At 56.0% G+C, this 14,477-nt stretch carries 10 protein-coding genes and 1 pseudogene; 6 read left to right on the forward strand and 5 right to left on the reverse strand.

Annotation, left to right across the window (positions count from 1 at the left end):
* Positions 1-11: 11 nt before the first annotated feature.
* Positions 12-443 carry an EamA family transporter gene (locus ACXAIC_RS24200; RefSeq protein ID WP_475186875.1) on the reverse strand — a complete coding sequence of 144 codons (432 nt, stop codon included), beginning with the start codon at positions 441-443 and terminating at the stop codon, positions 12-14.
* Positions 444-539: 96 nt separating this feature from the next.
* Between ACXAIC_RS24200 and ACXAIC_RS24205 the strand changes: the two genes are divergently transcribed.
* From ACXAIC_RS24205 to ACXAIC_RS24220, 4 genes and pseudogenes are all read left to right on the forward strand, one after another.
* Entirely contained in the window at positions 540-1,391 is an 852-nt protein-coding gene (locus ACXAIC_RS24205) for a LysR substrate-binding domain-containing protein (protein ID WP_475186877.1), read from the forward strand.
* Between the two features lie 104 nt (positions 1,392-1,495).
* Positions 1,496-2,059, forward strand: a pseudogene (locus tag ACXAIC_RS24210) (IS3 family transposase); the annotation flags it as partial.
* 187 nt (positions 2,060-2,246) lie between these two features.
* A complete protein-coding gene (locus ACXAIC_RS24215) occupies positions 2,247-4,802 on the forward strand; it encodes an HWE histidine kinase domain-containing protein (RefSeq protein ID WP_475186879.1) in 2,556 nt (851 codons plus the stop codon).
* A 3-nt stretch (positions 4,803-4,805) separates the two neighbouring features.
* The gene (locus ACXAIC_RS24220; RefSeq protein WP_475186881.1) at positions 4,806-5,198 is read left to right on the forward strand and encodes a response regulator transcription factor; all 393 of its coding nucleotides are present in this window, start codon (positions 4,806-4,808) and stop codon (positions 5,196-5,198) included.
* A 61-nt stretch (positions 5,199-5,259) separates the two neighbouring features.
* On the opposite strand, the gene ACXAIC_RS24225 is transcribed toward ACXAIC_RS24220, so the two are convergent.
* The 3 genes from ACXAIC_RS24225 to ACXAIC_RS24235 all read right to left on the reverse strand — a co-directional run bounded on the left by ACXAIC_RS24225 (position 5,260) and on the right by ACXAIC_RS24235 (position 11,532).
* Positions 5,260-5,889, reverse strand: coding sequence for a biliverdin-producing heme oxygenase (locus ACXAIC_RS24225; protein WP_475186882.1), 630 nt, complete (start codon positions 5,887-5,889; stop codon positions 5,260-5,262).
* Positions 5,890-6,158: 269 nt separating this feature from the next.
* Positions 6,159-6,620: a response regulator gene (locus ACXAIC_RS24230; RefSeq protein WP_475186885.1), complete on the reverse strand. Its 462-nt coding sequence runs from the start codon at positions 6,618-6,620 to the stop codon at positions 6,159-6,161.
* Positions 6,613-11,532: a chemotaxis protein CheB gene (locus tag ACXAIC_RS24235; RefSeq protein WP_475186886.1), complete on the reverse strand. Its 4,920-nt coding sequence runs from the start codon at positions 11,530-11,532 to the stop codon at positions 6,613-6,615. Before ACXAIC_RS24235 ends, ACXAIC_RS24230 begins: the two co-directional genes overlap by 8 nt.
* A 121-nt stretch (positions 11,533-11,653) precedes the next feature.
* Here ACXAIC_RS24235 and ACXAIC_RS24240 point away from each other — a divergent pair, with 121 nt between their 5' ends.
* Positions 11,654-11,884 (forward strand): hypothetical protein, encoded by a 231-nt coding sequence (locus ACXAIC_RS24240; protein ID WP_475186889.1) that lies wholly within the window; start codon positions 11,654-11,656, stop codon positions 11,882-11,884.
* Positions 11,885-12,388: 504 nt separating this feature from the next.
* On the opposite strand, the gene ACXAIC_RS24245 is transcribed toward ACXAIC_RS24240, so the two are convergent.
* Positions 12,389-13,315: a GGDEF domain-containing response regulator gene (locus tag ACXAIC_RS24245; protein WP_475186891.1), complete on the reverse strand. Its 927-nt coding sequence runs from the start codon at positions 13,313-13,315 to the stop codon at positions 12,389-12,391.
* A gap of 332 nt (positions 13,316-13,647) precedes the next feature.
* Here ACXAIC_RS24245 and ACXAIC_RS24250 point away from each other — a divergent pair, with 332 nt between their 5' ends.
* The gene (locus ACXAIC_RS24250; protein WP_475186897.1) at positions 13,648-14,115 is read left to right on the forward strand and encodes a response regulator; all 468 of its coding nucleotides are present in this window, start codon (positions 13,648-13,650) and stop codon (positions 14,113-14,115) included.
* Positions 14,116-14,477: the final 362 nt, after the last annotated feature.

Genomic DNA, 14,477 nt, shown 5'->3' on the forward strand with positions numbered 1-14,477 from the left:
ATCACGCGCCTTTAAGTGTCCATTTGCATAAGTGGACACTTAAGGCGCAAAATCGAAAAGCGGGAGGTGGGGTTCAGCGGACGCTCACGGACAACTGCAGATAAGGCAGCGACGAAAAGGGGCATCGAACCCGGAAGCAAAGCGCCCATATGCGCAGCAGGGGCAAACTGAGCCCCCGCCATTCCCAAGAGACCGAACGGCAAGCCGCCGCCAAAGACGATAAGACTTGTAACCCACAAAGGTTTACCGGGAGCTGTCAGGCCTTTCCTGAATGCAAGTGGTGCAAGGATTAAGCCGGGTATGCTGTAACGGAAGAGTGCGAGATCAATAGGCGTCAGGCTTGTTGTGACACCCCATCGCGTAGCAAGCTGCCAAGAGGTAACTAGGGCGGCTGTCGCTAACCAGGCAAATATTCCAACGAATATGTCTCGGTTTATGCTCATAAGTATCTATTTCTGCTGTGGACTTTAAAGCTACTGCGGCGTCGTTTCATTGTCTGGTCGCAAAGCATCGAAAACTGGTGTATTAAACGCACCACTATGCGACACCTGCCACTCTCTCACTTACGGTCCCTTGCCGCGGTTCGAGCCGAAGGCGGTGTCAGATCAGCCGCTAAGCGGCTGGCTGTGGAGCACTCAACAGTTAGCCGTGCCCTGCATGAGCTGGAGAAATGGATGGGCGTGCCCATCATTCTCGCACGGACGCGTGGTCAAGCCATTCAGCTTACCAAGACAGGTGAAGCGTTGGGTGACGCAGCTCTCAATGCACTTCGAGATCTTGAACTTGCGACAGATAAGCTTCGCGAAGCGAAATCCAGCAAAAGGGTTGTCATCGCAACACCACCGTCTGTGGCTAACAGATGGCTTCTGCCGCGTTTGACCCGCATAGAGGAAGATTGCGGCGGTGTTGAACTATCCATTATCGTTGATGCGATACGAATGGGCGATTTGGACCCGCATGCTGATCTGTCTCTTCGGATGGGGTCTTACGAAGTAAGCGGTGCTTTGATTGATGTGATAGGCTCGGATGTCGCCTTCCCAGTGGTAGCCAGGCAAGAGTGGGAACAGTGTGGTCATCCAAGGGATGTCACGGCATTGAGCCATTTGCCTCTTTTGCACGATCGCGACATGTGCACGGCATGGTCGACATGGCGAGATGCATTCGGGCCAGCGAACTTAGATGTGATGAAGGGCCCGCGTTTCACGTCTGGAGATCTTCTGTTGCGTGCTGCGGAACAAGGTCGTGGTTTTGCGTTGGACCTGTCCCGGATTTGTACCGCTCCTTTGACTTGGTATTTTGCGACAAAGGAGACTGTTCATGGCATCACGACACGGCGCGGAGTTTCGCGCAGAAGCAGTCCGGATTACGCTGACCAGCGGTTTGTCGCGTAACTAGGTCACCAGAGATCTTGGTGTTGGTTTCTCGACGCTGAACCGGTGGATACAGCAGGACTGGCGCGATCCCGAGAAACCGTCCACACATTCTGACCTTGAAAAGGACCAAGACGTTCAAGGCGGCTACCGACAGCAATCACAGGTTCAGCATTGCGCCAAATCTGCTGAGCCGGGACTTTTCTGCTGACCGGCCGAACCGGAAATGGGCTGGCGACATCAGCTATGCGTGGACCCGGGAGGGCTGGCTTTACCTGGCCGTCATCCTCGATCTGCATTCCAGACGTGTCGTCGGTTGGGCTGTCAGCAACCGGATGAAACGCGATCTTGCTATCGAGGCCCTGAACATGGCCATCGCCCTGCGTTGCCCGCCAAGGGGCTGCATTCACCGCGGCAGCCAATATTGCTCCCACGACGATCAGAAGCTTCTGCGCCTGCATGGCTTCCAGGTCTCAATGAGCGGAACAGGAAACTGTTTTGACAACGCCGCCGTGGAAACCTTCTTCAAAACGATCAAGGCCGAAGTGCTGTGGCAGAAATCATGGACCTGACGCCGCGAAGCTGAAATGGCCATCTTCGAATACATCAATGGCTTCTACAATCCGCGCCGAAGGCACTCGGCCCTGGCATGGAAAAGCCCATTGGCATCCGAAGCCAAGGCCGCCTAAATGAGAACTTGGTGCGGAATAAACCGGGACAGGTCCAACCGAAATAAGTGCCCTATCGTAAATTTTCTGAAATATCTTTCTTTTCATGATCTTCGTGCCACTTTATGAACAAGGTGCCTTGACGAGGTTCTCGAAAAGGTTGTGTGATTGGCGCCTGCATTCGATGTGCGGGGAGGACGGGTTCGGCATGGCAGAGAACGCTTCTTTGGATCAGGAAAAGCTGTCGCTGGAAAATTGCGACCGGGAGCCGGTGCATATTCCAGGGCATGTGCAGCCCTTTGGCGTTCTCTTGGCTACGGACAAGAGCCTGAGCACTTTTCAGTGGTGCAGTGAAAACGCGGAAGCTTTTCTGAGCCTCCCACTGCAGGACATTCTTGGAAAACGGCCCGGGCAGCTGTTTTCCGACACCGCACTCCATGACATCCACAATGCGCTGTCGGTTTCAACCAGCAGAAGTATCCGCGGCAATGTGGGCACGGTTCAGGTGGGACATGCCAACTTTGATTGCTGGGTTCACGTCAATGCAGACGGGTTTCCGGTCATCGAGCTTGAAGCGCTGGATTACGACCGGGAGGATGGGGCTGTGTCCGAAAACCTGCGGAGAATCTGGGCCCTGCTCGCCCGCTTGCAGCAGACCGAGGAACTGGACAGCTTCCTGAAAGCGACCGCGACCGCCTTGCGCTCCATCACCGGATTCGACCGGGTGATGGTCTACCGCTTTGACAGCACTGGCGATGGCGAGGTTCTGGCGGAAGACCATACGCCGGGGCTGGAGCCCTTTCTGGGCCTGCGCTTTCCAAGCTGGGACATTCCGCAGCAGGCCCGGGCCATTATGGCGAAGTTGCCGCTCCGGGTGATCGCGGATGTCAGATCAGAGCCGGTTTGGCTGCGCGGCACAAGTGAAACCCTGCCACCGTTGGATATGACACTGGCAGCCCTGCGCGGCACCTCAAAGATCCATATTGAATATCTTTCAAATATGGGGGTGGCTGGCTCCATGACCCTGTCAATCACAGTCCAGGGCAGGCTCTGGGGCCTCATCGCCTTTCACCATCGCAAGCCGCGCCTGATCAGCGCGGCCTTGAGAAACTCGTCGGAGATCTTTGCCCAGTTCTTCTGCCAGCAGATGGAACAGCGCGTGGCAGCGGCCCGCAGCGCCTCGCGCGCCATCTCGGTCACGCTGCAGAAACGGATGCTGGCGGCGAGTGGCCAGGTGAACGAGCTGGCGGGGCTGGTGAAGGAAAGCGCTGATGCCTACTGTAAGGTGACGGGGGCCGATGGCCTGGCTTTTATGGAATCCGGGAATGTTCAGCTTTATGGCAGCACTCCGCCCGCAGAGACGGTTCAAGAGCTGAGTTCCGCTCTGTTTGGCGGCAGCGATGCAGCCCATGTGGTCTGCGTCAGTTTCGAGGACCGGCTACCGGATCTCGCCGGACCGCTTGGGGCAAGTGCGGGCGGCATTGCGCTCAAGATCGGGTCGCAAGGGGCGTCCTGTTTGCTGGTGTTCCGGGATGAGGTAGCCCGCTCGGTTACCTGGGCCGGCCAGCCGGACAAGACTGTTGACGATACCGAGACCGGCCCACGCCTGCGGCCACGCGGAACTTTTGCTGCCTATGTGCAATCGGCCGCAGGGCGCTGCCGGCCCTGGGAAGAGATGGACGTAGAGGCGGCTCTGTCCGCTCAGGAGACCCTGTCTCAATTGGATGATGCGTTGCACCGGCATCTGGGGCAGAAGGTGGAGCGGCAGCGGAATATCTATATTGCTGAACTCAACCATCGGGTCCGTAACATTCTGGCGCTGATCCGCTCGATTTCCCGCCGCGCACAGGAATCGGCCAGTTCCCTGGAATCATATGCCAAAGCCCTGGAGGAACGGATTGCCGCGCTCGGCGCCGCGCATGACCTGGCCACCAACCGGATTGCAACAGGCATCAATCTCTATGATTTGTTCCGCACGGAAATCAAGCCATTCCAGACATCCAGCAACCCAAGATTGTATTTCAATGGCGATTCTTTTGCGATTCGGGCGGATCTGGCGCCTATGCTGGCTCTTGTCATCCATGAACTCACCACCAATTCAGCCAAATATGGCGCCTTGTCCGTCAGTGACGGCAAAATCCTGGTTTCTTTCCGAGCAGACCGGGGCGGGGTGGAGGTTGAGTGGAAAGAGGAGGGGGGGCCGCCCACGACGGCGCCCAACCGCGTCGGGTTTGGCCTGGGCCTGATCGAACGGGCGATCCCTTACGAAATGGATGGGGATGCCAGGTTGTCGTTCAAAGATGACGGGTTGCTGGCAACGTTCTGGTTTCCCGAGCAGGCGGTTTCTGAGCTCGGTGAAGAGGATCTGCCCCTTTTGGCCATGCCACAGAAGAGGCAGAGGGCCGCAATTGTTCCCAAGAAAGTGCTGGTGTTGGAAGACAGTATGGTGGTTGCCATGGACTTGGCCGATACGCTGGAAAAAATGGGTGTGAGCGAGATCAAGCTGAGTTCCAATATCCAGGAAGCAGAACGGTATCTGGACATTGAGGCGCCGGATCTGGCCATTTTGGACATAACCTTGCGCACTGATACCAGCTATGAAATTGCCCGCCGCCTGCGCGCGGAAGGCATTCCGTTCCTGTTTGCGACCGGCTACGGGTCAGATCACAAGATCCCGAAGGATCTTGGAAACGCACTGGTTATGACAAAGCCGGTCGATCCGGGTAACTTGTCAAATCAAATCATTCATCTCTACAAGAAGTGATCTATGAAAACTGTCCTGATCATGGAAGATAATGTCAGCCTGGCGCTGGATTGGCAGGATGCGCTGGAGCGCAACGGCTACAAGGTGCAACTGACCTATTCTGGAGAAGAGGCCATCGAAGCGTTGAACAATAGCCTTTACGACATTGTCATCACGGACCTGTTCACGAACACAGAAAAAGGCGGGCTGTCACTGATCGGCAAGCTCTGCGCGATGGGACGCAAGGCGCCGCCTGTGATTGCAGTGACAGGGGCTCCTGATCCGGGGGGGGGAGAACTGCAAAGTAGCTTCTTCCTGCAGCAGGCGGCGCGCCTTGGGGCCCAGCAGACGCTCCTGAAGCCGTTTCCGGCGGCGGAACTGGTTTTGGCCGCTGATGCGCTGACAGGCCGGGGCTGACGTTTTGTGGCTCCGGGCATAGTCTGCTTGAGTCAAGCCTTTCCAGGCGAGCGCGTCCGGCCTATCCCTTTGTTCGCAAAACCATGCCGAAAGTCCCGAACATGTCCAGCGCTCCAGCCTCTGCCGTTCCGGGATCGGGTTGGGCTGTCTCCAGCAAGGTGCAGAACCGGCGCCAGTTTGTGCCGCCCGTCCGGGCGCAGGACGTCAAATACCCGTTTCCAATCCTGCTGTTGCGGATTTTCAACTGCGCGGCTCTGGACGACAGGACAGCCCCTCCAAGGGCGGATCCCCGGCAGACATAGAGCTTGCCCCAGGCACCGGCATCGCAGGGAGGCGGGCAGGAGAGCCGGAGCGTGCCTGTGATTTCGCCAGCGCCTTCAAATGGCGTGAATGCCGTGCCGCTGTGACTGGCGGCCTGGAACTCAAGGGGCTGTTTCTTGGGCCTCTTCTCAAGATCTGTCCGCAGCAGGGCAACGGCCTCTTGTTCCATGGCCAGCAGCTCTGCCATGTTCAAGCTGCTTGCGGCGGCCAGACCAGTCTCATGCAGCATCAAAAGCGCGCTCAGAAACCGGTGATAAGCCGTTTCGCTGGAGAAGGGGGCGAGCGCTTCCACGGCGCGTTCCGCATCGGTATGCGCTTGGCTGGTTGCCTGCCGCAGATGGTGGCGCAAGCTGGTCAGGGGGCAGTTCACTGGGGGGATGCCAGGCGCAATTGATGATGATCTATTTGACCGCGCCTGGAGGCTCTTCGGCCAGGAGCGCGTCGCAGGCCGATACGGGGGGGCGTGCAAGACATGCGATCTCGTTCGAAGTCCCTCCAAGCGCAGCCTCCGGTGAGCCAATTCCACCCAACGGACATCGTCGCACCGCTTGCCCGGTCAGCCGGACCGGCCCGCGCGATGTGCCTGGCCGTTAAACGCGATTGGGTCATCAGAGAACTCATGATCACTTGCGCCTGGTATTAGTTCGGATCTTTAAGTGTGATGCTGTCCGGCCGCCGGACCAGATCGATCCAATAGTCAATAAGGGTATCGGCCATCCGGTTCATGTCCGCCACCGTGCTGGGCTTGACGATGTGGGAATTGGCTCCGCAGGCATAAGAGCGTGTCACATGCTCGCTGGCTTCCGATGTGGTCAGCATGATCACGGGCAGGGCGGCGGTGTCGTTGTGGGACCTGAGCTGTTGCAACAGCTCATACCCGTCCATTCGGGGCATGTTAACGTCCAGAAGCACAATATCCGGGCAGTCTCCGGGCTCGCGTCCGGGGGCTTGAAGGGAGTCCAGGAACGTGAGGAAGCTGTCGCCGCTGTCAAAATGGTCAAACTTTACCCGGCGCTTGGTTCGCGCAAGCGCCTTCCTGACAGCAAAAGCGTCAATCGGATCGTCATCCACCATGGCAACATAGGCGATGTCTTCACTCACGGGCAGCCTCGTTGTCAGCACATATGACCTTGAACCTAGTACCTTCCCCTTCGCAGCTGTCCACGGAAATGGACCAGCCCTGCCGGTCACACACCGTTTGGCAGATTGCCAGACCAATCCCCGATCCATCCACTTCGCTTTGCGTGTGGAGCCTTGAGAAGGCATCGAAAATTCTGGCCTGGTCCTCTTGCGGAATACCAAGGCCGTTGTCGGTCACGCAGAACCCGGCCCCTGCTCCATTGCTCAAGGGAGATACCACAATAGCAGGTTTTTCACCGGATTTGTGATATTTTACGGCATTGGACAAAAGGTTGGTCATGAGTTGAAGGGTCATGGCTTCATCGCCGCGCACGGATGGGAGTTTTTCGATGGTAATTTTGGCGCCCGCTTCCCGGATACGCTCATCCAGATCGGCAACGGCCCGTTTCGCAATTTGCGACAAGGGCAGCTCTTCGCGTTGAATTTCCGCATTGGAGGCTTTGGAGAAGGACAGAAGATCCCGGATCAGACGGCGCATTCTGGAGGCGGCATTCTGCATGACATCCATGTAGAAGCTGGCGTCGCCCTCCAGCTTGTCCCCATATTCAGTGAACAGCATGTCGCCAAATTGCTGGATCTTGCGCAAGGGCTCCTGAAGGTCGTGGGAGGCGATATAGGCGAATTTCTTTAGCCCGTCATTGGCATAGGCCAAGTCGGAATTTGCCTTTTCAAGGGCAACAAACGCCTCATTCCGGTCGGTCACATCCACCAGAACCGCCAGGGTCCGCTCCGGCTGACCCTCTTTTCTGTCAATGATGCCGGAGAGTTCCACATCGATCAGCGACCCATCCTTTCGGATAAACTGATACTGCACATTGGTGCAATAGCCCTTTTCCCAGAAGTCGGAAATGATGTTGTCTTTAGCATGTTTTTGCGAGGCTTCGGTTAGAAACAAGGTGCTTTGGTGGCCGATGACCTCCTCGCGGTCATAGCCAAGCTTCTCAAGCCACGTATCGCTGACTTCAACGATGTTTCCCTCATTGTCGATCGAATGCATCATGACGGGAGTGCGTTTGTAAAGGTCCTCATAGGAGCGCTTTTGCAGGTCCAGTTCTGTGTTCACCCGGGCCAGCTCGATCTCCCGTTCTTTCAGATCTGTAACGTCGGTCGATACGACGAGCACCGCCCGTTCATCGTCCTCGTTGAACGTATAGGGGATCTTGTCGGTTGAACTCCAGCCATGCGTGCCGCCCCGGGGCGTGAATTTCTCGATGATGCCGTATTTGGCCTTGCCGGAATTGATGACCTCAAGATCATCCGCATGGTATTTCTCGGCCATTTCCGGAAACAGGTCCTGGGTTTCGGCCCCTTCGGCCTCTTCAACAGTCAGTCCCATGGATCTGGCCGCCGTTTCATTGATGCGCAAAATGCGGTTCTTGTCGTCCTTGTACCAGATCCGCGACGGCACATTGTCGAAGATCAGTTTCAATTCACGTTCGTTCTTGCGCAGTTTTTGGGATTGCTCGACATGCTCTGCCATTAATTCGAACCAGCGCACCAGAAGTTGCATGAAGTCTTTTTCGATGTCGGAAAACGGTTTTACCCGGTCGTGATTGAAATCCAGGAAACTGAGGACCCCGACAAGGTGGGCGTTGAGATGAACGGGGCCACCGATGAAAGCATGTACCGGTTGGCCGTCAATCAAATAGCGCTTGCCGGAAGAGGCTTCCTCTGGGGAGGAAAACGCGACAACAGCATCTTTTGCCACAACTTCCGAGCAAGGCGTCGATTTCAGATCCCTTTCCTTTGCTTCTATGATTTTCTGTGCCGCCTCATTGGCGTAGCTGTAATGGCTGATGGAGTGCTGATCTTCGGAAATACGGGCGAAATACGCACATCTCAGGCCGAAATATTCAGATCCAATTGTCAAAACCTTGTCCGCCAAATCCTCAGTGCTTCTCAGTGTTTTGATGTCAATTGAACTCAGCGCCTTGAGGGCTTGCTCCTGGCTCACGCGCCCGGTCACGTCTGTTGCCGTGGCCATATATTCCAGGGTGTCGGCATGGCCTGATCCCAGCGCGCGGCACGTGATATCCCACCAGGTTTCTTGCCCGCCGGTCTCCAGGTATTGCGAGTGGAACAGGCAGGTCTGACCGGGCTGGAGATTTTCGACTTTCTTGATGTCGATCCGAACCGGATTGCCGGGCCAGTCACCCAGCCGTGAGACATGTTCGCCCAGCAGAACCTTGCGGTCGAAGCCCGCCAGACGGGAAAAGTGCTCATTGGCATAGGTGATCTGGCCATCGGAGGCCCGCCAGCACATGACCACCTGAGGAATGTCAGTCAGCACCTGGTCATAGCGGCTGGCCATCGTCTCGATTTCGCTTTCGGCCCGTTTCAGCAGGTCAATGTCGACAATCGTAATCACCATGCCTTGTGAGGCTTCGGCCTCGTTAAGATAGGGCAGGACCCTGAACAGGTAGTGCCTGTCCTCCACGACGATGTATTCATTGTAGTCTTCAAAGAGATCCCGGTCCGAGCGGGCCCAGGTGAGAAAGCCGTCTGCGTTGAACTTTGCCGTGACATGGGAGATGGGCCGTCCGATGTCCTGGGGGATCAGGTTGAAGGTCCGGGTTGCGGCAGGGGTGAAACGCCGGATCTCCAGATCGCTGCCCAAAAACACTGTGCCGATGTCCGTGGCCTTGAGCAAATGGTCCATGTCGCTGGTCAGTTCAACCAGTTCCTCGATCTTGCGCTGATGTTCGGCACTGACCGTATAGAGCTCTTCGTTAACCGAGTGCAGCTCTTCATTGGTGCTTTGCAGCTCTTCATTGGAGGCCATCAGTTCTTCGTTTGTGGCCTGCAGTTCTTCGTTGCTGGTTTCCAGCTCTTCAATCGTAGTTTGAAGGCTCTCTTCCGTTGACTGGAGATCCCGTTCCAGTTCCTGGACACGCGCCTCAAGAAAGAGGGAGGTCTCTGACGGAGTCATTTCAATATCCGGGGCCGCTCCGCCAGGCTCCTGGATCAGTTCTTGGGTCTCTTCTATGGTCAGTAGCAGAAATTCCACTTGACCATCCGCATCCGGCAGTCCCTCAAGTCTGACGGAATAGGTGACTTTGCCGGCCTCCGTTTCGATCGGCATGGAGCGGCGGAACGGAGTGAAACTGGTGGCTTTCATCCTCTCAAGGCCAGAAGCGACCAATACTCTGAGATGCTGAGGCAGCAGCTCGGTGATCCTCCGGTTGAAACTGCCCGGCTCCAGCTTCAACAGACGGTTGGCATCGCCGAATATGTGGCTGAGTTCTCCTTCGACACTAAGCAGGAACCCGGCAGGGGCGTAGCGGGTGAGCATTTCCTTCAAGGCGTCATTGTAAGCCCGGCGGGTTTCCGTGCGATTGGCCGGAATGCCATACTGAGGCCGGCCATCCGAGCCGGGCATGTTGTCCGGATTCGTCAGGCCGTTGCGGATCAGAAGTGTTGTACTGTCCACCAGCCGGACATCGCGGATCTTTTGAAACAGGCGCCAGCGCTGGTCGATCGTTCGGAATTCGGAGTCCAGTTTGCCGACGGTTTCACTTGGGCCCAGAAACAGGAAACCGTCCTTGCAAAGCGCAAAGTGAAACAGGGCCAGGGCTTTTTGTTGGGCTAGATCATTAAGATAAATCAGTAGGTTACGGCAACTGACAAGGTCAATCTTGGTAAATGGCGGGTCCTTGATGATGTTGTGCTGGCTGAACACAACGAGCTTCCGGATAAACCCCTTGATCTGATAGTAGTTTCCGTCCGCCTCGAAATAGCGTTTGACGATGTCCGGGTCGACATTCTTCACCGCAGAGGCGTCATAGACGCCAGACCCGGCCGCATCCAGAGAGCGGGCGTGCAGATCCGTTGCCAGGATTTTCAGATTGAGCGGGATCGTGTTCTTGCGGGCATGTTCTGCCACCAGAATGGCAATGGAATAGGCTTCTTCCCCGGTCGAACAGCCGGGCACCCAGATCCTGAGCGGTGTTTCTGCCGACATCTTTGCAACGAGTTGGCCGATTGCCCTTTCGCTAACGAGGTCAAAGGCTTCCTGATCCCGGAAAAATTCCGTTACATCAATCAGCAGGTCGTTGTAGAGAGCAGAGACCTCGTTCGGATCGACAGAGAGCAAGTCGATATAGGTCATCAGGTCGTCGACGCTGTGCGCATTGCAGCGGCGCTTGATCCGACGCTCGATGGTCGCCCGTTTGTAGTAGCTGAAATCTGCGCCGTAGCGTTCCCTCAGGATGTGGAAGATCATCGCAAAGGGGTCCGTCATCCGGATCTTGTGGATGCCGCGCAGCGCCCGTGGGCTATCCCCGTTCAAATAGTCTACCAGATAATGGGCCAGAGTTTGGGGGTCGGCGACCGCATCGGCAATGTCCTGGTTGATGACACCCAGGGGCATGCTGTCGAACTTGGCTGTCGAAGGCTCCTGGACAAACACGCCGCCTCCGGCAGACTTGATCGCCAGACACCCCTCGCTGCCGTCTGATCCGGTGCCGGACAGAACGATACCAATGGCGTGCCCGCCGAATTGCTGGGCCAGGGAGGTGAAAAACGCATTGATCGGCAGATTGAGCGCGCCGACCTGGCTTGCCGGCAAGAGAATGAACTTGCCGTTTTCCACCCGCATGTCATGGCGCGGCGGATTGAGATAGATCGTGTTGGCCTCCACCTCCATGCCATCTTCCACCTTGTGAATCGGCATGGTTGAGTGCCGGGCCAGCAGCTCGTTCATCATGCTGCGGAAATCAGGAGCCAAGTGCTGAATCACCACAAAGGCGACGCCGCTGGTGGCCGGCATGGCCTCGAAAAACTGCTCCAGAGGATCGAGGCCGCCAGCGCTGGCGCCAATTGCGACAATGCGGACATCGTCCTCCGTAACGTCTTGGTCCAAATGTGTTGACATCTTGAATGTGGTCCAGCTGCAGGTCTTTAGCGCGTTCTTAATTTAATTTACGTATCGTAATGTCACTTAACGAAGAATCGCAATACTGCGCAGGATTGAAAAAGACAAAAGGTGCAACTGAATGTCCGATAGCCGCAGCGCCAGGCGCCCTCAGACTTTCATTGATTTTCAGAAACGGATCGAGAAACTGGCCACGGTTTCCGATCTTGTGCAAAAGACGCGGCAGTTGGGGGAGATCAGCCAGGAAGTACGGGGGAAGTCGACGGTAGACCGGCAGGCGGCGGCGGAAATCCGCATGATGGCGCACGGCTATATTACCCAGTTTAAGGCGGTTAAACGCAAGTCTGCGTGAGGCTCTGATCTTTTTTGAACGGTGTGAACGGCAGATTGGAACGCGGGCGGAACGGCCCGCGTTTTTATCTGGGGGCTGCTGCCCGCCGGTGATCAAAGAATTGTGAAAATACAGTTATGAGGCGAGTCATTCTGGCTGGCGGCGAAGGAAGCATGCTGGCGATGTGAGCGCTTTCGCCAGGAGTGCTCCGGTCTCATACCAACCTGAATAGATAGAAACCCATCTGATGGCGCTGGTGCGGATTGGCCGGCAAGGCGCGTTGCGCAGGACGGCCTTTATGGCCGTTCAAGCGGCGCAACGCAGTCCGGCGGGCCGGAGCAGGCCACCGGGGCCGTGTTTGAGGACTGTTCAGCTGCGTTCCAGGTTTTGAACGATAAACCATATCGCCCTGCAACCTGCTCCTTGCCGAACAGTCCCCAAAAACGGTCAGATCGGTTCCTAGCTATTGAGGGTGGTATGAGGCTGATGACCTGGAGCCCTCCCTGGGTCAAGGGGAGGCTTGGATCAGGAGGCTGTGTGCCGGGGAAGATCACCGGACAGGTCCGACTTCTTGCGCTCCTTATCCGCATACATATCCATATCCGCCACCTTCAGCGCTTCTTCCAGTTTTGGAAGCGCGCCGATGCGGAACACCTGCAGGCCGCAGGCGATAGAGGGCTGATATCCCCCAAGGTCCGAAATGGGCAGACCGACTTGAAAGTCGAGCAGGCTTTCAGCCCGGATGACTGCCGTCATGGCGGAGGGGTCCGTGTCGGCGGCCTCAGTGACCGCGCAGAATTCATCACCGCCAATCCGGAAGAGAGCCGTCTGTGATCCGAAAATCTCACGCAAGCGGTTTGCGATGGTGCTGATCAACAGATCCCCCGCATGGTGGCCTTGAGTATCATTCACCGCTTTCAGGCCGTTAATGTCGAAAAAATGCAACCGGACGGAACGGTTTGGCGTGCGTTTGCTTTTCTGGAGCTCCTGCCAGGTCTGATCAAGCAGGCGCCGGTTTCCAAGGCCCGTCAAAGGATCGGTGTAGGCAAGATTGGTGGTCTCGTTTTCCACCTTCTTGCGCTCGATCGCATGCAAAATGGTACGGGTGAGCAACTCGCCGGAAGGCTGGTCCTTGGAGATGAAATCCTGAACACCGAGATGGAGTGCGGCCCGGGCGGCCTCCGATGCGAAACTGCCGGTGCGTACCACAACCGGCACGCCAGGACAGCTGCTAAGGCAGGTTTTGATCAGCGGAAGACCGGCAGCGTCTCTCAAATGAAGGTCCAGCAGGATGGCGTCATAGCGCCGCATAGCGAGCTGCTGCATCATTTCCCGTCTGGAGGACGCCGTTTCCAGGGAAAACCGCCCGGCGCCATCCCGGCGCAACAGCCGGTCCACCAGGAAGCTTTCCTCCCTGTCATCGTCCACCAAAAGAATGTCAACTTGGGACATGACGCAGTTCACCTTTACTCGTCAGTTTTCATTATCGGGCTTTTGTTAATAGAGTCTTCCCCTGCGGAATTATTCAACGCATCAGGAGAAAAAATACACAGAAAAGACCAATTCCCGGTTGAAATCCTAGGGAATTATTTCTTGATCCGAAATCATATATCAATAAGAACATTGTTATTTAATACATAAATCACTCTTATTTATATTTGTTGTAAAATAAGTCTATCTATTTGCTGGTTTCGCTTGTTTTTATGGTTTTTTGTGTATGTATAAAGAGAAGGGTGTTCATGCTGTCGAAACGACGTGCTGGACCAAGCTAGGCCGGAACCACCATGAATCAGAAGTTGAAAATTATGATGGTTGACGATGACCCGCACGACGCGCTGGTGATCCAGAGAGCGCTGAAAGTGGGCGGGGACGTCGAATTCCTGCATTTCGAAAACGGCTATGATCTGTTCGATTATTTCGGTCTGTTCAGCTATGAGCGGCAGTCTGAGCATGAGGATGCCCAATGCATCATTCTGCTGGATGTAAATATGCCGCAAAAAGACGGCTATGAGGTGCTGAAGCTGATCCGCCTGAACCCGCGTCTCGGCCATTTGCCGGTGATTATTCTGACGTCACTGGATCTGGAGGAAAGTGTGTATCTTTCTTATAAATCCGGTGCCAATGCCCATATCACCAAACCGTCGTCTCCAGACGAAATGGCCCGCTTTGCTGATGCATTCTCCAAGTTCTGGCTGGACTTGGCGCGCAAGCCCAACCCGGACATTTTAATCGGCGGTGCCCGCAGCCACTAGTGTCGTTTTTGGAATTTTATCCGCTCCGGCGCGCGCTGCACAAATGAGGCGTATTTCAAGTCCACCACACTAGAGTATCGTTTGCTAAGTCTGCACCATTTGACCGGAACCGACATCAAGCAGAACACCGGCCCCGTATCTACGACGACGCGCATGTTGCCATAAGCCTGAAATTCTCCCGCCGACTCAATAACTTCATTCATCTTCGCAAACTGGCTTCGCTTCGTGTCCGTCCGGTGAATCCGGTCTTCATGGTGCGACGCGCTCTGTTAGTGTCCGTCCGGTGAAGCCGGTCTTCATGGCGGCGGCGCGCTCTGTTACGCTGCTTTTGCAGCGTAACACCAAGGCATGAGTTCGTTGAT

This window comes from Roseibium sp. AWQ4_254, from assembly GCF_056161025.1.